Source organism: Anoxybacillus eryuanensis (genome assembly GCF_051200995.1).
Taxonomy (GTDB): Bacteria; Bacillota; Bacilli; order Bacillales; family Anoxybacillaceae; genus Anoxybacillus; species Anoxybacillus tengchongensis.
In genome coordinates this window covers 92,480-116,863 of the sequence record NZ_JBPODS010000004.1, presented here as the reverse complement: position 1 = coordinate 116,863, position 24,384 = coordinate 92,480, and the positions used below count along the sequence as shown (strand labels likewise).

Sequence of the window (24,384 nt, the reverse complement as noted above, 5' to 3'; positions counted from 1 at the left end):
ATGTTTGGATAAACAAAATAAAAAGGCATCCCGCTGTTAACTTGGGATCCCTTTTTTGAGTTTTGAAATCGTTGGAATAGAAAGTGTCCGATGTTCCCGGGTTTGACCGATTAAAAGCAAGCTAAGGGGTGTTGCGTGCACCATATAACAAATGCCGATTGACGCGATGGTTGTAATTAAGAATAAGATTACCGCTTGTAACATGGAATACATTGTCGTCGGAATCATTGGTGCGAACATATGTAGGAAGAACACATGCCCAATATATGCACCGTACGTATATCGACCGATAAAACGCAACGCGGTATATAATCGAGATTTTGTCTGCACAATCGTGATCGATAAACCGTATAACAAGAAAATTTCTGATGTAACGTATAACACCATCGAAGGTTTTAAATACGTAATCTCTGTTAAATCGATAGAAAAGATACTTTGAGATATAAATAGCTCATAACCAACAACGATAAAAAGCGATAAAAATAAAAATGTGTTAAGTGGAATCGCCTGAATAACAAATTTCCGCCAACTTGGTAGCGTGTATGCTGCTACACCCCCTAAACAAAAGTAAAAGAAATAAGCCAAAAACGTGCGATCTACATAATGTATATATGATTCGCTTTGAACGATTGGAGAAATGAACGTAATGAAGCCAATGTAAATAATTGCGCTAACAATAATAAATGATTTCCAATAATTTTTTTGATCAAGCCAACGGAAAAATGGAACAATGATTAAAATCAGTAAATGAAATTGTATAATCATTACGACGTACCATAAATGTGGTGCTGCCTCGCCGAGCACTAGTTGTTTCATTACTTCAGATGCATGCAGATGACTAGAAAATAATATAAAATAAACAAATGACCATACGATATATGGAATCATGAGTTCTGTCCATTTATGAGACACGTATCGTCGATAATGAATCGCTTCTTTCTGTTGCGCCATATGAAATCCAACTAAAAACACGAACACAGGAGCGGAAAATTTGACGAAATGAAATAATATCCCCATCATAATCGCTTCCTCAGCATGCGGAGAGCGATGATTCATAATGTATAATAACGCACTTTGAAACACAACAGCTAAAAATGCTAAACTTTTCATAACGGTTAGTTCTGCAGGTGTTTTTTTCATCATTTTTCCTCACCAGCTTCATTTGTCAGTTTGTTCATATATTAGTATAATGCTAATAGTTTCACAAAGTTGATTCAAGGGATGAACATTTGTTGAAAAAACCATCACAAATTCATGAATGTTAATAATAAATGTTGTGTAAAACGTTTACAAAAAGGAAGGCGAAAAAATAATGCGTTATCATACTCATATTGTTTCATCATTAGCTATTGGTGCTGGAGTTGCAACGTATACTCCTGTATCTTTCACTATTGCTTATGCCGCTGGATTAGCGATTGGGGGGTTGCTTCCTGATATTGATGAACCAAATTCGTATATTGGTCGTCGTTCTCTTGGTGTGGCAAAACAAGTAAAAAGGGCGTTCGGTCATCGAGGATTTACGCACTCATTACTAGCCTGGGGAGCGATTACCGCTGTTTTATTATTACAGCATTTCTCTTCTTTTACGCTCGGCTTATGCTTGGGTTATGCATTTCACGTCTTAGCCGATTACTGTTCAAGTCAAGGTGTTCCGTTGTTATGGCCATTTTCCAAAAAAAGATATCGGTTTATCGTTACATATCGTACATCTAGTTTTTTTGAAACTGTGCTTTTTTACTGTTTTCTCGCCTTGTTCATCTATTTCTTAATGAACGGCGCGATAGAAGAACAAGGTTCATTATTTCTATTCTAATTGATTGATTTTTTAGAATAGATTGACTATTATTATGGTGAGATTAGCGAAAATGGGGGATGAGGATGAAAACGGCGGATTTATGTGATCAATATGGAGAACGTGTGCGCGTTTGTTCACTTGCATTTCAAAACTATGGAAAAAAAACATCGTTTTATGGACCCATCACAACAGTAGATGTTTTTGAAGATAATGTACTCGTCCGAGAAGCACTAGAAACGGTACCAGCAGGCAGTGTAGTCGTTGTTGATGGAAAAGGTTCAAAACAATGTGCGCTTGTGGGCGATCGTCTTGCGCAAATTGCGTGTGACCGTCAATTAGCAGGCATTATTGTACATGGATGTATTCGTGATTCGAAAGAAATAAGTGCGATGCCAATTGGCGTACTTGCACTTGGAACATGTCCGCGTAAAAGTAAAAAAGAAGGAAAAGGGACGCGAGATACGGTTGTACATTTCGGAGATGTGGAGTGGAAGCCGGGTATATACGTATATGTTGATGAAGATGGGGTGATCGTTTCAGACGATCCATTACATGAATAGCAATTTTTTCGGTTATTCTATCGTCTAAGGGGGGATAGACGATGGATAAAAAACGAACGATCATAGAAGATGGAGTAGCGTTCGCTGAACAAGAAATCAATCGTTATTTTTATGAGCATCAAGGTGAAGAAGTTGTCCCTTTTTATATTGGCAACAATACACCTGCCATTCGTGTTAGTAAGCAAGAAGAATGAGTCGGGCGATCAGCCCGACTTTTTTAATGATCTGTTTTATCGTTTTGGTTTTTATTTTGTTCGCGCCCTTTACTGTTGTCTCCTACACCATCATGTATTTGTCCGTGCTGTGTCGGTGCGTTTTGATTTTTACTTCCCTTATTCACTTTTTTTGTCATGTTTTTTACTCCTTTCTGCTACAATAGACTTAACATGTTTAGTTTTTCGGAAAGGAGTGGAGTTATGCACACATGGCATAAAGAGGCAGAAAAACAATGGGATGAACGAGCAGAGTGGTGGCATCAAAGCAGCGAAGAGATGTGGGAGAGAGGAAGTAGAAAGTCGATTATTCCGTTTGTGACAACATATATGCGGAAGGACGGGTATATTGCAGATATTGGTTGTGGCGATGGATACGGATCATATAAACTGTGTGAACAAGGATATCGTGTCATTGGATTAGATTTATCAAGTGAAATGATTGAATTGGCGAAAAAACAAAGGCCTCATGAACATCTTCATTTTCAACAAGCGGATGTTATGAATTTGCCTTTCCCAGATGAGACGTTTGCAGGTGCCATGATCATTAATTGTTTAGAATGGACAGAACAGCCGCTTGCAGCGCTTGAAGAAGTTCGCCGTGTGTTAAAAACGAACGCATATGTATGTGTTGGCATTCTTGGACCAACGGCCGCTCCGCGAGTGAATAGTTATCGCCGTCTATATGGTGAAGCAGTCATTTGCAATACGATGATGCCTTGGGAGTTTGAACAGTTAGCGAAGGAAAATGGGTTCACTCTTATTGCTGAAGAAGGAGTATATAAGCGCGGAGTTGATGGTTCTTTCCTTCAACAGCTCTCAACTGAATTAAAACAAGCTGTTTCGTTTATGTGGTTGTTTATGTTGCAAAAAAAGTGAGGGAAGCTTATTGCCATAAGCCTCCCCCTTTTTCTTTTAGTTTTTTATTGTTAGCAATGTTAATCAATTGTTGCAGCCACTCTACTTCTGTTTCTAAATGCATAATGACCCCTTTTAATACGTATAATTTTGTCACGTATTCATTTTCACGCTTTTGTTCAAAGATCAATTTTAATTTTTCAAGTTGTTGTTTTGTTTCGTGTAATCGTTGCTTTAATACTGCACTTACTTTTTCCATATCAGCATATGCAGCAAACGACAGTCCTGCATAAATAGAGCGATGAATATGTTCGTGTTTTTGTAATTGTTCTAGTAATAGTTGTTCAAAATGTTGCTTTCCTTTTTCAGTAATGCAGTAAATTGTTTTATCCGGACGATTCGTATCACGTACAACATCGACTACTTCTACATATCCTTGTTTCTCGAGTTGCTCGAAAGCGTAATAAAGCGATCCGGCTGCTAGTTTGATGTAATGTTTCATATGACGTTCATTGACAATTTGTTGAATTTCATACGGATGTTTTTCTCCTTCCATCAACAAACCGAGAATGACGAGTTTCACGCTCATTTTATTTCCCTGCTTCTACACGTTTTTGTATTTCGAGTTTTTCATTCCCCATAAAGAAAATGAATAGAAAAGAAAGGGCAATCGGTATTAATGCAAGCGAAAACGCATAAGTAATCGATGATGCTAGCGCATCGACAATTTTTTGTAAAATGGGCGCCGGAATTTGAGCTCGTGTTCCCGCTTCAAACAGTGCGCGAGGGTCAAACGCATGTGTCGATGGCATCGAATGAAAAGCTTCTTTTAAGTTGTTAGTTAATGTATTTGTTTGAATAGTACCAAAAATGGTAATACCGAGTGTCATGCCAAGCGAGCGAAAAAACGAATTGGTTGAATTTGCTGTTCCACGAAAACGTGGCTCTAAATTGTGCATCGATGCAGTCGGTAACAAAGAAAATGAAAATCCTACTCCGAATCCAGCGACTGCCATATACACAGTTAACCATATGCGCGATGTGTCTGGTGTCATAAGACTAAGTAAGAGCATACCCGTAAAATAGGCGATTACAGAAATAAACATAATATTTCGATACGATGTTTTCGTTTGTGAAACACCAGCGAATGAACTGCCTGCGACAGACCCAAGCATCATTGGCATTAAGATGAGTCCGGCATTTTTCGCTGTACCGCCATAAACCGCTTGTACAAACACCGGGATAAAAACTGTTAAAATGACAAATGTAGCACCGTATAAAAAAGCGAGCAACTGTGCGACAGCAAACGTTCGCCGTTTAAAAAGTGAAAATGAGATAATGGGCTCCTTTGCTTTCGTTTCTACATACAAAAATGCTACTAAAAAAACGGCGCTAATTGTAAATAATGATACGATCGTGATCGAGTTCCAATCATATTTTTTTCCACCTAATTCAAGAGCAAACATTAGGCTAACGACTGTGACGACGAGGGTGAGTGCACCAAGCCAATCGATCGATTGTTTTGTATGTGGCGTTGTTTCTTTGTAATAACGAACAATGAAAAAAATAGACAATAAACCGATTGGGACATTAACGTAAAATACCCAATGCCAGCTTAAGTAATCGGTAATATAAGCACCGAGCAACGGACCAAGCACGCTTGACATCCCAAAGACCGCGCCGAGCAATCCAGTCATTTTCCCTCGTTTTTCTGGTGGAAACACGTCAAATACGATTGTAAATGCAATGGGCATTAATGCCCCGCCACCAATTCCTTGAATCGCGCGGAAAATGCTAAGTTGCACAATGCTTTGTGCTAAACCACAGAGCGCAGAACCGATTAAAAAGACGATTAACCCGAATAAAAAGAAACGTTTTCGACCATACATATCGGATAACTTTCCAAAAATAGGCATACCGGCCATGACAGTAACCATGTAGGCGGATGTAACCCAAACAAATTGATCTACCCCGCCCAAATCAGCAACGATTGTCCCAATTGCAGTTGCAACAATCGTATTATCCATCGCTGCCATTAAAATGGCCAATAGTAGCCCAGCAATAATAAACGATAAATGTCGTTGTTCACTTTCCATTTTATTACTCCTTTCTGTATGAAGAATATACAAGTTATTATATTCAAATTTGAGTAATATAGCAATAAAAATCCTCGCTGTGCGGCGAGGAATTATTCCCATACGTATGGCGTTTCTTGATAAACGTAGTAATTGAGCCAATTGACAAACAACAAGTTAGCGTGCGATCGCCATATGTTACGTGGTTGCTCATTTGGATCGTCATGTGGAAAATAATATTTTGGAATTTGAATGTCTAAGCCTTTGGCTACATCACGTTCGTATTCTTCCTTTAATGTCGTGGCATCATACTCTGGATGCCCTGTTAAAAACACTTGCTTTCCATCATTGGAAATAACAAGGCAGACACCTGCTTCTTCGGATGAAGATAAAATCGTTAGCTCTGAAACAGCTTCAATGTGCTCACGTTTTACATCTGTATGGCGCGAGTGTGGAATTTTATGAATATCATCAAATCCACGGGTGAGTTTAACGTGCTTTTGTTCTAACATATGATCAAATACACCGAAACATTTTTGTGGTAAGTCGTATTTTGGAATCCCATAATGATAGTACATCCCTGCTTGTGCACCCCAACAAATATGTAACGTGGATGTGACATTTTTCTTTGTCCATTCCATAATTTCAGTTAACTCATTCCAGTAATCAACTTGTTCAAACGGTAAATGTTCAACGGGTGCCCCGGTAATAATCATGCCGTCGTATTTTCGATGTTGAACATGTTGGAATGTCGTGTAAAATTGATCAAGATGATATTTTGATGTTGTTTTTGCCTCATGTGTTTCTGGTCGTAAGAAGGTTACATTCACTTGTAGCGGTGAATTCCCAAGTAAACGCAACAACTGTGTTTCTGCTTTTTCTTTTTGTGGCATTAAGTTTAAAATGATAATGTTTAATGGTCGAATGTCCTGGGAATAGGCGCGATCTTCATCCATAACGAAAATATTTTCTTGTTCTAGTATTTCTTTTGCTGGAAGATCACGTGGAATATTAATTGGCAATGTTCTCAACCTCCTACATCATATAAATACATTCATTATAAAAATTTTTAGAAAATTGTTCAATGTTTTTTATTTTATTGATTTTTCTATTTACATTGTTGTATTCTTGTAAAAGCAATAATGATTTGGAGGGATGTACGTATGTTTATGTCATATGAAGAATATATGCGTCAAGTAGTACAACCGATGCGCGATGAATTAGTCAACGGTGGATTTAAAGAATTGCGTACGAGTGAAGAAGTGGAACAGTTTATGGAACAAGTAGAGGGAACGACTTTTGTTGTCGTTAATTCTGTTTGTGGTTGTGCAGCAGGGCTTGCACGTCCAGCAGCTATTCAGGCGGTACAAATGAGCGAAAAAAAACCGGATCATCTCATTACTGTTTTTGCGGGACAAGATCGGGAAGCGACAGCAAAAATGCGTGAATATTTTGTCGGTATTGAACCTTCTTCTCCATCGATGGCGTTATTGAAAGGAAAAGAAGTTGTTCATTTTATTCCACGCCACGATATCGAAGCGAATTCGCTTGAAAATATTATGCAAAATATTATGCAAGCTTTTGAAAAACATTGCTAAGGGTGTCCTACAGACATCCTTTTTCTTTTGGGGTGAACATATGATTGTGACAACAGCTGGTAGAACGAATGAACAAATGATTGAGAAAGCGAAACAAATTGCGTTAGACTTACAAACTTCATATATTCCGCGTCGAAAACGTTCCATTACAGCTATTCAACAACATACGGCTCAAGCTGTTCTTGTTGTTGGGAAAGAAAGGTTAGAGGTTCATTTTCCGTACGGACACGAACCGCTATTTTTTCATCCTAATTCTGCTTCTTTTCGTGCAAAGCGTATTTTAAAAGGAGAAAGCGATCCGTTTTTACAAGCGACGAAGTTACAAAAAGGGATGACGTTTTTAGATTGTACGCTTGGATTGGCAGCGGATAGCATTATCGCTAGCTTAGTTGTCGGTGAGGATGGGAAAGTAGTAGGAATTGAGGGAAATGCGTATATTGCTTACTTAACAAAACAAGGTTTACGCCATTGGGATAGCGATGTGGTTGAACTTAATGAAGCGATGCGACGCATTCATGTGCACCATGCCGATTTTCGCTCATTTTTAGCGCAATGTAATGATCAGTCATATGACGTCGTTTATTTTGATCCAATGTTTGAAGTGACCATTGAGGAAGCAGATGGGATAAGAGGATTAAAACAAGTAGCATTATATACGGAGCTAACCACAGAAGTGATCGAACAAGCAAGGCGAGTGGCACGTCAACGAATCGTATTAAAAGACCATTGGCAAAGTTCGAGATTTCAACAATTCGGTTTTTCGGTTTATCGAAGAAAAACAGCAAAATTTCATTTTGGGACGATTGAACTTTCATGAAAGGTGCAAAATAAGACGGTAGGAGGTGAATAAAGTGGGGAAACGAAAAAAAGATGCTTCGAAAACGGGGTTGAGTTCACCGGAAATAAAAGGACAAGGAACAACTGAAAAGGAATCAAGTGGCATTGAAGTGGATTCAAGTCGTAAAAAAACAAAGCGGATGTAAACTACCACGTGATAGTGGTAGTTTTTTTTGTAAAAAAAGAAATTCAACTACTTTTCTAACAATTATATTCATTTTTTCTTTACAATTTCAAAAAAAACATTTACAATTGAAACGGTCCTCTCCTTTAACTCTTTTTTCCGTACAAAGTTGAATACGTTTTACAGCAAAAGACGCAGAACTTGATGGAGGTGTGGATATGTCGATGACAAAGAAAATTTTACTCGGAATGTTTGCAGGAATTATCGTAGGTCTTATTTTCAACTTAGCCCTTCCAACAGAATGGTTTGACCTCACAAAAACGTACGTGCTCAATCCACTTGGCACAATATTTATTAACTTAATCAAACTGCTTGTTGTTCCAATTGTACTTGTGTCGCTTATTTTAGGGGCAGCTGGTGTCGGTGATCCAAAAAAACTTGGTCGTATCGGTATGAAAACTATTGCATTCTTCTTAATTACTACTTCTTTGGCACTTATCATTGCTTTGACGTTAGGATCTGTGATTCGTCCGGGAGAAGGAAATTTTAATTTAGAAGGGGCAACGTTTGAAAAGAAGGAAGCTCCACCAGTTGTAGATACATTATTAAACATTATTCCAACTAACCCATTTCAAGCAATGGTAGAAGGGAATATGCTTCAAGTAATTGTCTTTGCAGTGCTTGTGGGGATGGCAATTGCTCGTCTAGGTGATCGGGTAAAACAAGTACGAGTATTCGTAGAGCAAGCCAATGATGTTCTCATGTACTTAGTCGAATGGGTGATGAAGTTCGCTCCATACGGTGCTTTTGCATTGATTGCTATCGCCATTGGAGGACAAGGATTCGACGCGATCGCAGCGATGGGGAAATATATGTTTGCTGTATTGTTAGCATTATTTGTTCATTTCTTCGTTGTGTATGGTGTAGCTGTATGGACACTTGGAAAAATGAACCCTATCGCGTTTATTAAAGGGTTTTCCCCAGCGATGGCTGTTGCATTTAGTACATCGAGTAGTAATGCTACATTGCCAGTATCTATGGAAACAGCACAAAAAAATTTAAACGTTCCAAAAAGCATTAGCGGTTTTGTGCAACCACTTGGGGCAACCATCAATATGGACGGAACAGCCATTATGCAAGGTGTTGCAACGATGTTTATCGCGCAAGTGTATGGTGTTGATTTGACATTTAGTGATCTTTTGACAGTCATTTTAACGGCAACACTCGCGAGTATTGGTACAGCAGGCGTTCCAGGTGTTGGTTTAATTATGCTTTCTATGGTATTGACATCCGTTGGTCTACCAGTTGAAGCTATTGCTCTTATTTTAGGAGTTGACCGTTTGCTTGATATGACGAGAACGGTCGTAAATATTACAGGCGATGCTGCATGCGCAGTAATTATAGCTAAATCAGAAGAAAAATATGAAAAGGCGAGCTAAACGAGGGGACATACCCCTCGTTTATTGTTTATAGTAAATAAGATGAGAAAAACAACGACAGTCGGATGAGCCAAATTTTTTTGCGACCCATTGCCCTCTGTATTGTTCAAAAAGTTGCTGTACACGTTCACATTCACTAAGTTCAGAGGAATATGTTTGGACATGTGTAATTTCACTGTATGGACGAATGTAATCAATATGCCAATGCTTGCGTTTTTCTACTTGGAGATGGCGTTGAATACGTGATTGTATGTTTCTTTTCGCGCTCCCTACATAAATATAATTTCCGCTTGGAAATACAATCGTCCCTAATTTTCCTACTTGTACAGTTGTATGGCTATGCAATGTAAAGAAAATAGCGTATACTGTATGTTGATTGTTAAACATTTCTCACACCCCTCAAAAATTTGTCATTGAAAAATGAAGATATTAGCAATAAAATAAAAAAGAAGCGTATGTATAAAAAAGGAGATGACGTTATGCTTTCAAATATTGGAGTACCTGGCTTAATTTTAATTCTTGTCATCGCTCTTGTCATTTTTGGACCGAAAAAATTACCCGAAATCGGACGAGCTTTTGGTGAAACATTACGTGAGTTTAAAAAATCAACAAAAGGATTGCGCGATGAAGTATTAGAAGAGCTTGATGAAAATAAAAAATAAAGAAACAAGTCAATCATAAGGCGGCAACGATGTGTTGCCGTTTTTAACATGGAAAAAGGTTGGTGTTTACGCTCGTGGAAGAAAAGAAAAGATACGAAGATGAAGAGATGACGTTGGTTGAACATTTAGAAGAGTTACGTAAACGCATTTTTATTGTTGTTGGAGCACTAATTTTATTTTTTATTGTAGGTTTTATCTTTGTTCAAGATTTATATCGTTGGCTGATTTCTGATTTAGATGTCAAGCTAACGATTTTAGGTCCCACTGATATTTTATGGGTGTATGTCGTACTAGCTGGCGTCTTTGCGATTACAATGACGATTCCGGTATTTGTTTGGCAAGTATGGATGTTTGTTAAGCCTGCTCTTACACCAAAGGAGCGAAAAATAACATTATCGTATATTCCAGCGACGTTTCTATTATTTGTGCTCGGTTTATGTTTTGGCTACTTTGTTGTATTGCCTATGGTGTTTCACTTTTTAATGAGTCTCGGTGAAGATTTGTTCGCAACGATGTTTACGACAGAAAAGTATTTTCGATTTATTTTAAACATGACGATTCCTTTCGCTGTATTGTTCGAATTACCAATCATCGTTATGTTTTTGACAAGTATTGGTTTAATTAATCCATATGCGCTACAAAAAGTAAGAAAATACGCGTATTTTATATTAGTTATTATCGCGGTAACGATCACGCCACCGGATTTTATTTCTGACTTTCTAGTAACTATTCCATTGCTGTTGTTATATGAAGTAAGTATATCGATCTCAAAATTTGTGTATAAACGAAAAGAAAAACAGTCGAAACAAGAAGCGTCTTCACAATAGAAGGCGCTTTTTCTTTTTCTGTTTTTCTACTTATTATAATAAAAACTATTTTCATGTTGTTAATATATTTAAGAACATTTTGTGACAATTATCCCTTAAAAATAACATAAAGGGAAATAATGATATATAATCAATTGTAAACGTTATCAAGTAAAGGGGAGGAGTTATGTGAAAAGAAAAACTATTTTAGAAGAAGTGCTTGATCGCGGCTTTACGAGACGCGATTTTTTAAAAATGTGTACGGCTCTTGCAGCAACTATGGGGCTAGACTTTTCGCAAACAGATCAAGTGGTTGCGGCGATGGAAAAAAATCAACGAGTTCCTGTGATTTGGCTACAGTTCCAAGACTGTACGGGTTGCTCTGAATCATTTATTCGTTCTACGCATCCAAAAGTAGAAAGTGTGCTTTTGAACATGATTTCCCTCGAATATTCAGAAGCACTTTCCGCCGCTTCGGGCCATCAAATTGAAGCCGCCCTTGAACATGTTTTGGAACATTATCCTGGAGAATACATACTTGCGGTGGAAGGAAGTTTGCCGACAGATGATGCATTTTTAACGGTTGGTGGTGTATCGGCAAAAGAAACGTTCCTTCGCGCTGCTAAAGGAGCAAAAGCGATTATCGCATATGGAAGCTGTTCATCGTGGGGGGGAATTCCTGCCGCATATCCGAACCCAACAAAAGCAAAACCGATTACGCATTTCGTGAAAGATAAACCAGTTATATTAGTCCCAGGATGTCCACCAATTGCAGAAGTCATGACAGGTGTAATTGCACATATCATCACGTTTGGAAAACTGCCAGAGCTTGACCATCTTGGCAGACCAAAAGCATTTTATCGTCATCGTATTCACGATAAATGTAATCGTCGGGCATATTTTGATGCCGGGCTATTTGCTGAATCGTTTGATGATGAGGGGGCACGACAAGGATATTGCTTGTATAAGGTAGGGTGTAAAGGACCAACAACCTATAACTCTTGTGCAGAAATGCGCTGGAACGGGGGAGTTAGCTACCCAATTCAATCTGGGAACCCATGTATTGGTTGCTCTGAAAAAGGTTTTTGGGATAACGGTCCTTTCTTTGTTCGTCGTGCTAAAATTCCTGCATCCCAAACGACGATTAATCCAGAAACGGTTGGAGCGATTGCAGTTGGTGTGACCGCTGCAGGTGTTGCTGCCCATGCTATGGTCACGGCAATGAAGAAAAAAGATGAACATCATGATCGAGGTGAATAAAGATGGCAGAACGTATTGTTGTCGATCCAGTAACGCGAATTGAAGGACATTTACGTATAGAAGTAGACGTTGATGAAAGTGGTGTCATTCAAGAGGCATTTAGTTCCGGAACAGCAGTCCGTGGCATTGAGCTAATTGTACGTGATCGCGATCCACGAGATGTTTGGGCATACGTGCAGCGCATTTGTGGCGTTTGTACAACAACTCATGCCTTAGCCTCTATCCGTTCCGTTGAAGATGCGCTCGATATTAAAATTCCAAAAAACGCACATCTCATTCGTGACATTATGAACGCAGCGGTCTTTTTACATGACCATGTCGTTCACTTTTATCATTTGCATGCATTTGACTGGGTTGATGTACTAAGCGCCTTGAAAGCAGACCCAAACGAAACGAGCCGTATCGCTCAGTCGCTTTCGAGTTGGCCGAAATCGTCTCCAGGTTATTTTAAAGACATCCAAGCGAAAGTACAAAAAGTTGTGGATAGTGGTCAGCTTGGTATTTTTGCCAACGGATATTGGGGACATAAGGCATATAAATTACCACCTGAAGTAAATTTACTTGCTGTTGCTCACTATTTAGAGGCGCTTGATTGGCAAAAAGAAATTGTGAAAATCCATACAATTTTCGGAGGGAAAAACCCACATCCTCACTATGTTGTTGGTGGGATGGCTACGCCAATTGATATTAATAGCGATAACGCCATTCATGCAGAACGTTTGATGCATGTCTCGCAAATTATTGACCAAGCAGTAGAATTTGTAAATAACGTTTACATTCCAGACTTACTAGCGATTGGATCGTTTTATAAAGATTGGACGTATGGTGGTGGCTTAAATAACTACTTATGTTATGGTGATTTTTCAACAGGTGATATTCGCGACGTCCATTTATATCGTTTCCCACGTGGTGCCATTTTAAATGGAAATTTAAATGAAGTACTTGATGTTGATCCAAAAGATCCAGAACAAGTAAAAGAGTTTATTGATCATTCATGGTATACGTATGATGGAAAAGAAGGTGGAGTTGGTAAACATCCATGGGAAGGCGAAACTTCGCTTCGTTATACAGGACCGAAACCACCATTTAAAACATTAAATACGGAGGAAAAATACAGTTGGTTAAAATCTCCGAGATGGAAAGAGCATCCGATGGAAACAGGGCCACTTGCACGTATGCTTGTTGGTTATGCATTAAAGAAAGATGAGTTTGTCGGATTAATAGATGATACGTTGAAAAAATTAAATTGGCCACTTGAAGCAATGCGTTCAGCACTCGGGCGCACAGTAGCACGTGGACTTGAGTCTATCCTCGTTGCGAAATGGATGCGTGACGATATGGATGCGTTACTTGCGAATATTCGCAATGGAAACCAAATTACATTTGATCGAACAAAATGGGAACCAAGCACATGGCCAAAACACGCAAAAGGAGTAGGATGGATGGAAGCACCACGCGGAGCGTTAGGCCATTGGATTGAAATTGAAAATGGGAAAACGAAAAACTATCAAGCTGTTGTTCCGACAACGTGGAACGCCTCACCGCGTGACCATAAAGGGCAAATTGGTGCATATGAAGCATCTTTAAAAGGAACACCGTTGCTTGACAAAGAAAAACCATTGGAAATTTTACGCATTGTCCATTCGTTCGATCCATGTTTAGCATGTGCGGTTCATTTAACAGACCTTGAATCAAAACAGACGACTCATATTCGTATTGGGTAGGAGGGGAGTGTATGTCAATCCCAACAAATCCAAAAATTGAGCAAAAACAAACACAAGTAGTTTGGAAACGGTCACGAAAAGCGAAAAACATTGAGCTAAACGATGAAATGGTGAAAGTGTACGTATGGGAATTACCTGTTCGTATTTTTCATTGGATCAATGCTTTTTCCATTATAGTTTTAATGATTACGGGCGTGTTTATCGGCCGCCCGTTTGTTTCCGCATCTATTCAAGAAGAAGCGTATTACTCGTTTTTAATGGGGTGGGCGCGCTATATTCACTTTTTTGTTGCTTTTCTTTTTACTATTAATTTAGCTGTTCGTTGGTATTGGGTATACAAAGGAAATGAACATGCGACATCGAATCCGTTTCGCTTTTCTTTTTGGAAAGAAGCATTCGAAACGATCAAATATTACTTATTTATGAAAAACAATAAAAAACATTACATTGGACATAATCCACTTGCTCAATTGAGTTATTGGATTTTTATCGGGCTTGGATCCATCATTATGATGCTTACAGGTTATTACTTATTATTCGAGCCACAGCCGGAGTCGATTTATGGAAAAATGTTTATGTGGGTGGCTCATTTATTTGGTGGTGATAGCTACTCCGTTCGTTCATGGCATCACCTTGTTGCATGGGGGTTTATGATTTTTACTGTCGTACATGTGTATATGGCGTTTCGAGAAGACTATTTACAACGAAATGGAACGATGTCGTCGATTTTTACCGGCTATAAAATAGAGCGAAAAAAAGAAGCATTAGGTGAACATGATGAAAAATAAAAAAATAACCGTTCTCGGAATTGGAAATTTACTTTATTCCGATGAAGGAGTGGGTATTCATATTTTGCCTTTATTAGAAGAAAAATTGGCGAAATACGATAATGTGGAAGTAATTGAAGGATCAACCGATGGAATGCGCCTACTTGAAACGATCGAAGAAACGGATTATTTAGCAATAGTCGATGCTGTCAATGCAGGAAAAGAAGCAGGAACGATCATTACATTAGTGGACGACGAAATTCCAGCGTATTTTGGAATTAAAATGTCTATTCATCAACTTGGTTTTCAGGAAGTATTGTCAGCGGCGAAATTACGTCAAACATACCCAAAGCAAATGGTTTTATTCGGAATACAACCAGCTTCTTTATCTCTCGGATTAGAACTATCACCGATTGTCCAAGCGCAACTTCCTTGTGTCGTCGAGCAAGTCGTTCATCAAGTAGAGAAGTGGTGTCATACGTCATGAATCGCCTGCAATTTTTAAAGATGATGCGTAATAGTTTCATTGAAACGATGAAAGAAGTTTCCGCCCCATTATTAGAGGAAGAGGTGGAAAAAGTGAAGAAATTATTTTTCGATCATCGCACGTGGCATACGATTGGCCCGTGCGATGATGTATGTGATGTCGAAATGAAAACAGTTGGTCGTATCCCGATCGTTGTTTATAAACATGATGGGACATTACATGTAAGAAAAGCCATTTGTTCACATTGTCACGTGATGCCTCATTACATTCAGCAAGATCATCGTTTTATTTGTTTATACTGTGATCGTGAATGGCACATATTCTCACAACATGGCACATTGCATATGCCACTTCTTCCAACGAAAAAAGAGGGAAATGTATGGTATGTGCAAATAGAAAGGGATTCGTATGCATGAGATGGCGTTAATGGGAGAAATCGTTCAGCTAATTGAACAAGATGCTCAAAAGAAAAAAGTGAAATGTGTAAAAAAAGTAGAGTTGGTTGTTGGTACGTTAAGCAATGCGCTTCCAGATGCATTACGGTTTGCTTTTGATGTGTATAAAATACAAGAAGATAATTGTTTAACGACCGATGCTGAATTAATCATTCATATGGAACAAGCAAAAGCCATTTGTACCATTTGTGGAAAAGAGTATGAACCAGTTACAAAAATTTCTCAATGTCCAACATGTTTGCTTCCAACTGGAAAAATGGTAGCTGGAGAAACATTTCGTATTTTGGCATATGAAGGGGGTTAATAATATGAAAATTACATTAGAAGTTGATGTGTTAACAAACAATAATCGGGCAGCTACGTTTAATCGCCAATTGTTTGAGGAAACAAATACGCTTGTAATCAATATAATGAGCTCACCCGGGGCAGGAAAGACGACCATTTTAGAAAAAACGATCGAAGTATTAGCAAATGAATTTCGCATTGGTGTCATCGAAGGAGATTTAGCAACGGAAAAAGACGCAGAGCGCATTCGTGCTCTTGGTGCGCAAGCGGTACAAATTAATACACACGGAGGATGTCATTTAGATGCCCGCATGATTGCGGCTGTGCTACCGCAATTTGATTTTCAACATCTAGATATTTTGTTTATTGAAAACGTAGGTAATCTTGTTTGTCCATCTAGTTATGATTTAGGACAGCAACATAAAGTGGCAGTATTAAGTGTACCAGAAGGAAATGATAAAATTCCGAAATACCCAACGATGTTTATGAGAACAGAGCTTGTTTTACTGAATAAAATCGATTTATTGCCATATCTTGATTTTAACGTAGAACAAGCAAAGGAAGACTTATCATGTATTAATCCGCAGTCTAAGTTACTACCGTTATCTGCAAAAAGCGGTGAAGGTATGGATGAATGGCTACATTGGATTCGAGAAGGGGTTGCTCAATGCAAAAAGCAGTCAACATCACAGTAAAAGGACGAGTGCAAGGAGTTGGCTTCCGTCCTTTTATTTTCGCGCTTGCCCAACGATATCAAGTAAAAGGAACTGTACAAAACAATATGGACGGAGTTTTTATTCATGTTGAAGGCGATGCAGATGCAGTCGACCAGTTTATTCACGTTTTACCTATCCAGGCACCGCGATTATCTCGTATTGATGAGATGGTTGTAACTATAGCACAATGGCGTGCGTTTAAAGATTTTTCTATTATTCCAAGCGAACGAAAAGGAAGTTCTTCGCTCGTGATTCCGATCGATACGGCTGTTTGCGATGATTGTTTACGGGAAATGAATGACCCAAATGATCATCGCTATCGTTATCCATTTATCAATTGTACGCAATGTGGTCCTCGGTACACGATTATTGAAAAATTACCGTATGATCGCCCGTTTACATCGATGCATTCATTTCAAATGTGTGAGCGATGTGAACAAGAGTATGAAGATCCTATGAATCGCCGTCATCATGCTCAACCTATTGCTTGTCCAATATGTGGCCCATCTGTTACATTATTGAAGGCAGATGGTCAAATCGTGCAAGGGGATGCGATTGAACAAGCGAAGCAATATATACGTGCGGGGGCGATTGTTGCGGTGAAAGGGTTAGGTGGTTATCACTTAGCTTGTGACGCGACTAACGAACAGGCAGTTCAACAATTACGTTTGCGAAAACAACGCCCAAATCGACCGTTAGCTGTTATGGCTGCTTCACTTGACATAGTAGAGCAATTATGTGAAATAACGAAAGAAGAAAAACAATTATTAATTTCACCGGAAGCTCCCATTGTTGTGATAAAACAGAAAAGAAACACAATGATTGCTCCATCGGTTGCTCCTGGGCTACAAACGGTTGGAGTGATGTTACCGTACACTCCGCTTCATCATTTATTGCTTGATAAGCAATTGCCTGTCGTTGTGATGACAAGTGCGAATCGTTCGGGAGTACCGATTATATATGAAGATGAACAAGTTTTGCGTGATTTACAAGGCATTGCTGATTATTTTCTTATACATAACCGTCCGATTGTTCATCCGATTGATGATTCAGTTGTTCAAGTAGAAAATGGTGTGATGCATTTTATTCGGCGAGCGCGCGGTTTCGTTCCAGATCCATTGTGGACGAAACACAATGTACATGAAATTGTAGCACTTGGTGGACAACAAAAAAACGTATTCGCGTTTGGTAGACATCATCAAATCTTTTTAGGTCCTCATATTGGTGACTTAGAGCATGTAGAGGTGATGGAACATTTCCAACGGGAATACGAACATTTACGCACATGGATGGGAGTGACACCGAAAGTAGTCGCTGTCGATTTACATCCAAATTATGAAACGTGGAATATTGTAAAACAATGGAATGTTGATGTTGTAGCTGTCCAACATCATCATGCGCACATGGTTTCATGCATGGAGGAAAATCATATCCACTCCCCTTGTTTTGGCCTCATTTTAGATGGAACAGGATATGGAGAGGACGGACATATATGGGGCTTTGAGTTACTATACGGAGATGCTACACAGTATAAAAGACTCGGACATTTAACATATACTCCACTTCCAGGTGGAGAACGTTGTATAAAAGAGCCTTGGCGTACGACAGTCGGCATGCTTGGTTATTATTTCGGCGAAGAAGGATACTCGTTGGCGGAGAAGCGATTTATAGAACAAGCGAACGACGTGCGTGTATTAAGACAAATGATTAAAAAAGGGTTACATTCCCCTTTAGCAGGTACATGTGGTCGACTGTTTGATGCGGTTAGCGCTTTTTTACACGTTTGTACACATAGTACATACGATGGAGAAGCAGCGATTCGACTTTCTGAATTAATCGATGATACAAAAATATATGAGACTTATCCATTTCATGTAAAGAAGTGCGATGAATGGGAGATTGATTTGACGGAGATGTGGCGGTCCATAATTAAAGATGTTGAAGCTCATGAGCAAACGAATACCATTGCTGGTCGCTTCCATGAAACGGTCGTTCAAGCGTCTGTTGAAATGATTCGTTTAGCTTTACAACAATATCCAACATACGAACGAAACATCGTGTTATCTGGAGGGAGCATGCATAACCGCTATATCACAAAACGTCTTCGACAAGAACTGAACAAACTCGGGTTATGTGTTTATACGCATCAAAAAGTACCTTGCAATGATGGGGGACTAGCGCTCGGACAGTTAATGATTGCGGCACATAGGAGGGAACGTGTATGTGTGTAGGAGTACCAGCAAAAGTGTTACATATTGACGGTTTTTCTGCATTAGTCGATGTGATGGGATCGCAAATGAATGTCGGGGTTATTTTTGTTCCTGAAGTGAAAATTGGTGATTATGTCATTGTACATGCGGGACAAGCAATGTCCATTATTGATGAGCAATATGCGAAAGAAAGTTTAGAAGAATGGAGGAAGCTAGTCGATGCTAGACGTGATGGATAGACCAACTCACTTAGCGCTCAGTCGAACGTTGCTCCAAGAAGTACGGATGTTAGCGAGTCAGTTCCAACAAACGTTCGGACGAGTGCCTTCGTTTATGGAGGTATGTGGTTCGCATACGATGGCACTTGCTCGTACGGGAATCAAAAAAGCGCTTGAAGGATATGTTCGTCTTATTTCGGGTCCTGGCTGTCCTGTTTGTGTGACTGATCAAGTAACAATTGATGCCATGATTTCTTTGACAGACGGCTCAGATCGAATCATTTGTACATTTGGTGATATGATGCGAGTTCCTGGATCTTACGGAACGTTGATGCAAGAGAAAACGGAAGGAAAAGATGTGCGAGTCGTCTATTCCCCCGTTGATGCAGTTCGTATCGCTGAACAACATCCGAATCAAGAAGTTATTTTTTTAGGCATAGGGTTTGAAACAACTATCCCCATTTTAGCAGCGGCAATAAAAGAAGCCGAAGAAAAAAAAGTACACAATTTTTCGATGTGGATGTCGACAAAGCTCGTCGAACCGATTTTGCGACAATTGCTTCACGATGAAGAAGTGCTATTAGACGGCTTTTTACTTCCGGGACATGTATCTATGGTGATGGGAAGAAAACATTTTGATTTTTTAGCAATCGAATACCGTATGCCTGCAGTAATTAGTGGATTTGAATCGTTACATATGTTAAGTGCGATTCGCCATTTATTAATGTTGGCACTCAAACAGCGTGCTATTGTATTAAACGATTACAAAAGTGTCGTGACTGAACAAGGAAACAACCAAGCGAAATATTGGATGAACCATTATTTCACATTGTGCGATGAGGCATGGCGTGGAATTGGTGTTATTCCCAAAAGTGGAATGGATTTTAAGAAGGAGTATGATCAATTTAACGCTAAGATAAAGTTTTCTGTTTCAACGCGTGAACCACGTCGAACAAAGTGTCGTTGTGGAGAAGTCATTCGGGGTCTCATTGATCCACCGCAGTGTGCATTGTTCGGAAAAGCGTGTACACCGCTAAAACCGATTGGTCCATGTATGGTGTCATCAGAAGGTAGCTGCGCGGCGTATTATCAATATATGAGGGAGGAATAATGAATGGAGCGAATTACGCTCGCTCACGGAGATGGAGGGGAATTAGCCCACAAACTAATTACAGATGTGTTTGTTTCTATGTTTCATAACGATCATTATGCCAAATTTGACTCTGCTACATTGACGTTAGGGGCACATGAGCTCGCTGTGACAACAGACAGTTTTGTCGTTAAACCTCTTTTCTTCCCGGGTGGAAATATAGGGAAATTAGCGGTGGCGGGAACAATAAATGACTTAGCGGTTGTTGGAGCGGTTCCGAAAGTTTTGACATGTGGTTTTATTATTGAAGAAGGTTTTTCAATTCGTGATTTAAAAACGATCGTTCAATCAATGGCAGAAGAAGCGAAAAAAGCGAATATGACGATTGTGGCAGGAGATACAAAAGTTGTTGAGCGAGGCAGTGCAGACGGATTATATATTAATACAACAGGGATTGGTGTCATTTCACGTCCGCTTGATCGGAAAATTTGTGAAGGAGACTCGGTCATTGTGAGCGGTTCAGTTGGTGATCACGGGGTAGCTATATTAGTTGCTCGTGGGGAATTAGGGCTTGTATCAACAGTTGAGAGCGATTGTACAACATTGTATCCCCTTATCTCCAAAGCGTTGAAAGCAAGCGGGCACATTCGGCTGATGCGCGATCCAACCCGCGGTGGCTTAGCAACAGCTCTTGTAGAAATTTGTGAAGATTTTGGTGTAACGATTGAGTTGGAAGAAGAACGTATCCCTATAAAAAAAGAAGTAGAAGGTGCATGTGAACTACTCGGTTTCGATCCGCTGTACTTAGCTAATGAAGGAAAAGTAGTCATGATCGTACCAAAAGAAGATGAACAGGCAGTTCTTGATGCACTTCGTTCCCAACCAGAAGGAAAAGACGCGACTGTGATCGGAACAGTTCGAGCAACAAACAAAGGGCAGTTGTTATTGCGGACACCACTCGGTACAACAAGACGGTTATACCGACTAACTGGACTTATGTTACCTCGTATTTGTTAGACCGTAGGGCAAATCCTACGGTTTTTTGTCTTCCCTACTTTTCTGCTTTATGTCATAATAAATGACAGTAAATAAAAAAGGGTGAGGGTATCATGAAGCAATATTTACAATTACTTGAAGATATTTTACAAAACGGTGTGTATAAAGACGATCGTACGGGAACGGGCACGCTTTCTGTATTTGGGCGTCAGTTACGTTTTGATTTACGAGAAGGCTTTCCTTTACTTACAACAAAAAAATTACATATTCGTTCCATTATTCATGAATTACTTTGGTTTTTGAGCGGGGATACGAATATTCGCTATTTAAAAGAAAATGGTGTAACGATTTGGGACGAATGGGCGGATGAAAATGGAGACTTAGGACCAGTATATGGTGCACAATGGCGTTCATGGAGGGGAGCAGACGGCCGGACGATTGATCAAATTAGCGAAGTAATCGAACAAATAAAAAGTAATCCAAATTCACGTCGCCTTTTAGTCAGTGCGTGGAATGTCGCGGAGTTAGACGATATGAAATTGCCACCTTGTCATTATGCTTTTCAGTTTTATGTTGAAAACGGAATGTTATCATGCATGTGGCAGCAACGCTCTGTTGACACATTTTTAGGTCTTCCGTTTAATATCGCAAGCTATGCGCTACTTACATACATGGTTGCCCAACAATGCGATCTGCAGCCAAAAGAACTTATTTTTACTGGCGGTGATGTTCATTTATATATGAATCATATTGAACAAGCGAAGTTGCAATTAACGCGAGAGCCGCGCCCGCTTCCGAAATTAATAATAAAACGAAAACCAGCTTCTATTTTTGAATATCGTTTTGAAGATTTTGAAATTGTTGACTATGATCCACATCCGCATATTAAAGCGGACGTGTCAGTATAAGGAAGTGAGTCGATTGATTTCAATTATTGTGGCGATGGATCGAAATCGAGTTATTGGTTATAACAATACGTTACCTTGGCACTTACCAGCAGATTTGACTTATTTTAAACGTGTAACTATGGGACATCCTATTGTTATGGGACGAAAAACGTTTGCATCGATTGGTCGTCCACTCCCAGGGAGAATCAATATAATATTGACACGAGACAAAACGTTTTTAGTGAATTCGAATGTTCAAGTCATTCATTCGATAGATAACATTCGACAAATCGAACAACAATATGGTCATGTGTTCATCATTGGAGGAGCACAAGTATTTGAACAAGCCATGCCGCTAGCGGATCGACTGTATGTCACACATATCGACGCAACGTTTACAGGCGATACATTTTTTCCGCCAATCGATGAAAAACAATGGGCGCTTCGTACCGCTCAACCTGGTGTGCAAGATGAAAAAAATCGTTACCCGCATACATTTTGCATATATGAACGAGCTCGCTAGTCGGCGAGCTTCATCTTTTTGATTAATTTTTAGAAAATTTACTTTTCTTTATCCGAAAATATGATATATTTTAGAATAACATAATTTTAACAATTACAAATGGAAAGGAAACGAGAAGATGGAACAACAGGTAAAACGAAAACATGGCGTATATGTAGAAGATATTTTAATTGCTTATCAAACGTTAAAAGATGTTGTGTATCATACCCCCTTGCAAAAAAATGAATTGCTTTCAGAACGTTATGATTGCCACGTATACTTTAAAAGGGAAGATTTACAAGTCGTTCGATCGTTTAAAATTCGCGGTGCATATTATCGAATGAAAAGTTTATGCGAAGAAGAAAAGAAAAACGGAATTGTTTGCGCAAGTGCAGGCAATCATGCGCAAGGTGTCGCTTATTCGTGTCGAGCACTCGGTGTGCATGGTAAAATTTATATGCCATCTACTACTCCACGACAAAAAGTATCACAAGTACAATTTTTTGGTCGGGAATTTGTTGATATCATTTTAGTTGGCGATACATTTGATGATTCTTATGAACAAGCGCTTGTTTGTGCCAAAAAAGAGCAACGAACATTTATCCATCCATTCGATGATGAAGCTGTCATTGCTGGGCAAGGAACGGTCGGAGTTGAAATTTTAAATGACTGCGAAGAATCGATAGACTATGTGTTCGCAAGTATTGGTGGAGGAGGGCTTATTTCTGGTGTTGGTACGTATATAAAAAGCATTTCACCAACGACGAAATTGATTGGTATCGAACCTGAAGGGGCTCCTTCTATGAAAAAATCGTTTGAAGCAAAGGAAGTAATTACTTTAAATGAAATTGATCCATTTGTAGATGGTGCAGCGGTAAAGCGTGTGGGTGAAAAAACATTTGCATTAGCAAAAGACATCGTTGACGATATTGTTGTCGTTCCTGAAGGAAAAGTATGTACAACGATTTTGCAGCTTTATAATGAAAATGCTATTGTAGTGGAGCCTGCTGGAGCGTTGCCTGTTGCTGCGCTTGATTTATATAAAGAGCATATTCGTGGCAAGACCGTTGTTTGTATTATTAGCGGAGGAAATAATGACATCGGACGCATGCAAGAAATTAAAGAGCGATCGATGATTTATGAAGGTCTTCAACATTATTTTATCGTGAATTTTCCACAACGTGCTGGAGCTTTACGTGAATTTCTTGATGAAGTGCTAGGACCGACAGACGACATTACATTGTTTGAATATACGAAAAAAAATAATAAAGATAGTGGTCCGGCACTCGTTGGTATCGAATTGAAATGTCGCGAAGATTATGGTCCACTTGTTGAACGGATGAAGAAAAAAGGTTTTCCATTTATGGAAGTGAATAAAGATAGTAGTTTGTTCCATTTACTCATTTGACAAAAATTTTTTATAAATCGATGACGAAATGTGACATACTTCAACACAAAAATCGTGTATAATATAAATAAATCGGTCAAAAAAGAGGATTGATATTTTGTTATTCAAAAGCCTAGAGTTTAAAAACGTAGATGGGCAAAAAGTGAAAATTATCGAAATTCCGGTATTGGAGGACGATAACCTTTATCAATTTATTGTCAAAGTGCGGTTGCAAACGTTTATTGCACAAGTGTATGCTAATAAAAATCCAAAGAAGGTGTATTCGTTTAAAGACTATTTAAAACGTGTGTTGAAGTGGCCGGTATATGAACAAATATTTAAATCTGAAATTTTAAAAAACAATGCATAAATGACGAAGGAGCTGTTTTGCTAATGTGCAAATCAGCTCTTTTTTTATAAAAAATTTTATGAAA

The 24,384-nt window shown here is 39.0% G+C and carries 31 protein-coding genes; 25 read left to right on the top strand and 6 right to left on the bottom strand.

What is annotated here, in order from left to right; genetic code table 11:
- Nucleotides 1-36: 36 nt before the first annotated feature.
- Nucleotides 37-1,143, bottom strand: a complete 1,107-nt coding sequence (locus HNQ84_RS06970; protein WP_435621622.1) for an acyltransferase — start codon at nt 1,141-1,143, stop codon at nt 37-39.
- A gap of 169 nt (nt 1,144-1,312) precedes the next feature.
- On the opposite strand from HNQ84_RS06970, the gene HNQ84_RS06965 reads away from it, so the two are divergent.
- The 3 genes from HNQ84_RS06965 (at nt 1,313) to HNQ84_RS06955 (ending at nt 2,549) form a co-directional block, all read left to right on the top strand.
- The gene (locus HNQ84_RS06965; RefSeq protein ID WP_435621621.1) at nt 1,313-1,813 is read left to right on the top strand and encodes a metal-dependent hydrolase; all 501 of its coding nucleotides are present in this window, start codon (nt 1,313-1,315) and stop codon (nt 1,811-1,813) included.
- A gap of 65 nt (nt 1,814-1,878) precedes the next feature.
- Nucleotides 1,879-2,355, top strand: a complete 477-nt coding sequence (rraA, locus tag HNQ84_RS06960) for a ribonuclease E activity regulator RraA (protein WP_435621620.1) — start codon at nt 1,879-1,881, stop codon at nt 2,353-2,355.
- Nucleotides 2,356-2,396: 41 nt separating this feature from the next.
- Nucleotides 2,397-2,549 carry a hypothetical protein gene (locus HNQ84_RS06955; protein ID WP_183248712.1) on the top strand — a complete coding sequence of 51 codons (153 nt, stop codon included), beginning with the start codon at nt 2,397-2,399 and terminating at the stop codon, nt 2,547-2,549.
- A gap of 23 nt (nt 2,550-2,572) precedes the next feature.
- On the opposite strand, the gene HNQ84_RS06950 is transcribed toward HNQ84_RS06955, so the two are convergent.
- Nucleotides 2,573-2,707 carry a hypothetical protein gene (locus tag HNQ84_RS06950; RefSeq protein WP_435621619.1) on the bottom strand — a complete coding sequence of 45 codons (135 nt, stop codon included), beginning with the start codon at nt 2,705-2,707 and terminating at the stop codon, nt 2,573-2,575.
- A 64-nt stretch (nt 2,708-2,771) separates the two neighbouring features.
- Between HNQ84_RS06950 and HNQ84_RS06945 the strand changes: the two genes are divergently transcribed.
- Nucleotides 2,772-3,446, top strand: coding sequence for a class I SAM-dependent methyltransferase (locus HNQ84_RS06945; RefSeq protein ID WP_435621618.1), 675 nt, complete (start codon nt 2,772-2,774; stop codon nt 3,444-3,446).
- Nucleotides 3,447-3,453: 7 nt separating this feature from the next.
- Here HNQ84_RS06945 and HNQ84_RS06940 read toward each other — a convergent pair whose 3' ends face one another.
- The 3 genes from HNQ84_RS06940 to metA all read right to left on the bottom strand — a co-directional run bounded on the left by HNQ84_RS06940 (nt 3,454) and on the right by metA (nt 6,522).
- The gene (locus HNQ84_RS06940; protein ID WP_435621617.1) at nt 3,454-4,014 is read right to left on the bottom strand and encodes a helix-turn-helix transcriptional regulator; all 561 of its coding nucleotides are present in this window, start codon (nt 4,012-4,014) and stop codon (nt 3,454-3,456) included.
- A gap of 1 nt (nt 4,015) precedes the next feature.
- Nucleotides 4,016-5,521, bottom strand: coding sequence for an MDR family MFS transporter (locus tag HNQ84_RS06935; protein ID WP_435621616.1), 1,506 nt, complete (start codon nt 5,519-5,521; stop codon nt 4,016-4,018).
- A gap of 92 nt (nt 5,522-5,613) precedes the next feature.
- Nucleotides 5,614-6,522: a homoserine O-acetyltransferase MetA gene (metA, locus tag HNQ84_RS06930; protein ID WP_183248708.1), complete on the bottom strand. Its 909-nt coding sequence runs from the start codon at nt 6,520-6,522 to the stop codon at nt 5,614-5,616.
- A 141-nt stretch (nt 6,523-6,663) separates the two neighbouring features.
- On the opposite strand from metA, the gene HNQ84_RS06925 reads away from it, so the two are divergent.
- From HNQ84_RS06925 to HNQ84_RS06910, 4 genes are all read left to right on the top strand, one after another.
- Nucleotides 6,664-7,098 (top strand): BrxA/BrxB family bacilliredoxin, encoded by a 435-nt coding sequence (locus tag HNQ84_RS06925; protein WP_183243219.1) that lies wholly within the window; start codon nt 6,664-6,666, stop codon nt 7,096-7,098.
- Nucleotides 7,099-7,138: 40 nt separating this feature from the next.
- Nucleotides 7,139-7,915 carry a class I SAM-dependent methyltransferase gene (locus HNQ84_RS06920; protein WP_435621615.1) on the top strand — a complete coding sequence of 259 codons (777 nt, stop codon included), beginning with the start codon at nt 7,139-7,141 and terminating at the stop codon, nt 7,913-7,915.
- 34 nt (nt 7,916-7,949) lie between these two features.
- Entirely contained in the window at nt 7,950-8,081 is a 132-nt protein-coding gene (locus HNQ84_RS06915; RefSeq protein ID WP_435621614.1) for a YuzL family protein, read from the top strand.
- A gap of 196 nt (nt 8,082-8,277) precedes the next feature.
- On the top strand, nt 8,278-9,498 hold the full coding sequence (locus HNQ84_RS06910; protein ID WP_435621613.1) for a dicarboxylate/amino acid:cation symporter: 1,221 nt from the start codon (nt 8,278-8,280) through the stop codon (nt 9,496-9,498).
- Nucleotides 9,499-9,519: 21 nt separating this feature from the next.
- On the opposite strand, the gene HNQ84_RS06905 is transcribed toward HNQ84_RS06910, so the two are convergent.
- Nucleotides 9,520-9,885 carry a GIY-YIG nuclease family protein gene (locus HNQ84_RS06905; protein ID WP_055441536.1) on the bottom strand — a complete coding sequence of 122 codons (366 nt, stop codon included), beginning with the start codon at nt 9,883-9,885 and terminating at the stop codon, nt 9,520-9,522.
- Between the two features lie 92 nt (nt 9,886-9,977).
- Between HNQ84_RS06905 and HNQ84_RS06900 the strand changes: the two genes are divergently transcribed.
- From HNQ84_RS06900 to HNQ84_RS06820, 17 genes are all read left to right on the top strand, one after another.
- Nucleotides 9,978-10,160: a twin-arginine translocase TatA/TatE family subunit gene (locus tag HNQ84_RS06900; RefSeq protein ID WP_012575061.1), complete on the top strand. Its 183-nt coding sequence runs from the start codon at nt 9,978-9,980 to the stop codon at nt 10,158-10,160.
- A gap of 107 nt (nt 10,161-10,267) precedes the next feature.
- Entirely contained in the window at nt 10,268-10,987 is a 720-nt protein-coding gene (gene tatC / locus HNQ84_RS06895; protein WP_435621648.1) for a twin-arginine translocase subunit TatC, read from the top strand.
- A gap of 168 nt (nt 10,988-11,155) precedes the next feature.
- Nucleotides 11,156-12,226, top strand: a complete 1,071-nt coding sequence (locus tag HNQ84_RS06890) for a hydrogenase small subunit (RefSeq protein ID WP_183243229.1) — start codon at nt 11,156-11,158, stop codon at nt 12,224-12,226.
- 2 nt (nt 12,227-12,228) lie between these two features.
- Nucleotides 12,229-13,950, top strand: coding sequence for a nickel-dependent hydrogenase large subunit (locus HNQ84_RS06885; RefSeq protein ID WP_435621612.1), 1,722 nt, complete (start codon nt 12,229-12,231; stop codon nt 13,948-13,950).
- Between the two features lie 11 nt (nt 13,951-13,961).
- Entirely contained in the window at nt 13,962-14,738 is a 777-nt protein-coding gene (gene cybH, locus HNQ84_RS06880; protein WP_055441540.1) for a Ni/Fe-hydrogenase, b-type cytochrome subunit, read from the top strand.
- Nucleotides 14,728-15,204, top strand: coding sequence for a HyaD/HybD family hydrogenase maturation endopeptidase (locus HNQ84_RS06875; RefSeq protein WP_435621647.1), 477 nt, complete (start codon nt 14,728-14,730; stop codon nt 15,202-15,204). The genes cybH and HNQ84_RS06875 overlap by 11 nt, the downstream gene beginning before the upstream one ends.
- Entirely contained in the window at nt 15,201-15,620 is a 420-nt protein-coding gene (locus tag HNQ84_RS06870; protein ID WP_435621611.1) for a Rieske (2Fe-2S) protein, read from the top strand. Before HNQ84_RS06875 ends, HNQ84_RS06870 begins: the two co-directional genes overlap by 4 nt.
- Complete coding sequence (locus tag HNQ84_RS06865) at nt 15,613-15,963, top strand: hydrogenase maturation nickel metallochaperone HypA/HybF (RefSeq protein WP_435621610.1); 351 nt, start codon at nt 15,613-15,615, stop codon at nt 15,961-15,963. Before HNQ84_RS06870 ends, HNQ84_RS06865 begins: the two co-directional genes overlap by 8 nt.
- A gap of 4 nt (nt 15,964-15,967) precedes the next feature.
- Entirely contained in the window at nt 15,968-16,639 is a 672-nt protein-coding gene (hypB, locus tag HNQ84_RS06860) for a hydrogenase nickel incorporation protein HypB (RefSeq protein WP_435621609.1), read from the top strand.
- Nucleotides 16,612-18,891: a carbamoyltransferase HypF gene (gene hypF, locus HNQ84_RS06855; RefSeq protein WP_435621608.1), complete on the top strand. Its 2,280-nt coding sequence runs from the start codon at nt 16,612-16,614 to the stop codon at nt 18,889-18,891. The genes hypB and hypF overlap by 28 nt, the downstream gene beginning before the upstream one ends.
- Nucleotides 18,882-19,109 carry a HypC/HybG/HupF family hydrogenase formation chaperone gene (locus tag HNQ84_RS06850; protein ID WP_435621607.1) on the top strand — a complete coding sequence of 76 codons (228 nt, stop codon included), beginning with the start codon at nt 18,882-18,884 and terminating at the stop codon, nt 19,107-19,109. The genes hypF and HNQ84_RS06850 overlap by 10 nt, the downstream gene beginning before the upstream one ends.
- A complete protein-coding gene (hypD, locus tag HNQ84_RS06845; RefSeq protein WP_435621606.1) occupies nt 19,090-20,199 on the top strand; it encodes a hydrogenase formation protein HypD in 1,110 nt (369 codons plus the stop codon). The genes HNQ84_RS06850 and hypD overlap by 20 nt, the downstream gene beginning before the upstream one ends.
- A 3-nt stretch (nt 20,200-20,202) precedes the next feature.
- A complete protein-coding gene (gene hypE, locus HNQ84_RS06840) occupies nt 20,203-21,195 on the top strand; it encodes a hydrogenase expression/formation protein HypE (protein ID WP_435621605.1) in 993 nt (330 codons plus the stop codon).
- Nucleotides 21,196-21,287: 92 nt separating this feature from the next.
- Nucleotides 21,288-22,082, top strand: a complete 795-nt coding sequence (thyA, locus tag HNQ84_RS06835; protein ID WP_183248680.1) for a thymidylate synthase — start codon at nt 21,288-21,290, stop codon at nt 22,080-22,082.
- Nucleotides 22,042-22,584: a dihydrofolate reductase gene (locus HNQ84_RS06830; protein WP_435621646.1), complete on the top strand. Its 543-nt coding sequence runs from the start codon at nt 22,042-22,044 to the stop codon at nt 22,582-22,584. The genes thyA and HNQ84_RS06830 overlap by 41 nt, the downstream gene beginning before the upstream one ends.
- A 118-nt stretch (nt 22,585-22,702) precedes the next feature.
- Entirely contained in the window at nt 22,703-23,971 is a 1,269-nt protein-coding gene (ilvA, locus tag HNQ84_RS06825) for a threonine ammonia-lyase IlvA (protein ID WP_183243255.1), read from the top strand.
- A 97-nt stretch (nt 23,972-24,068) separates the two neighbouring features.
- Entirely contained in the window at nt 24,069-24,320 is a 252-nt protein-coding gene (locus HNQ84_RS06820; protein ID WP_055441550.1) for a YpmP family protein, read from the top strand.
- Nucleotides 24,321-24,384 lie beyond the last annotated feature (64 nt).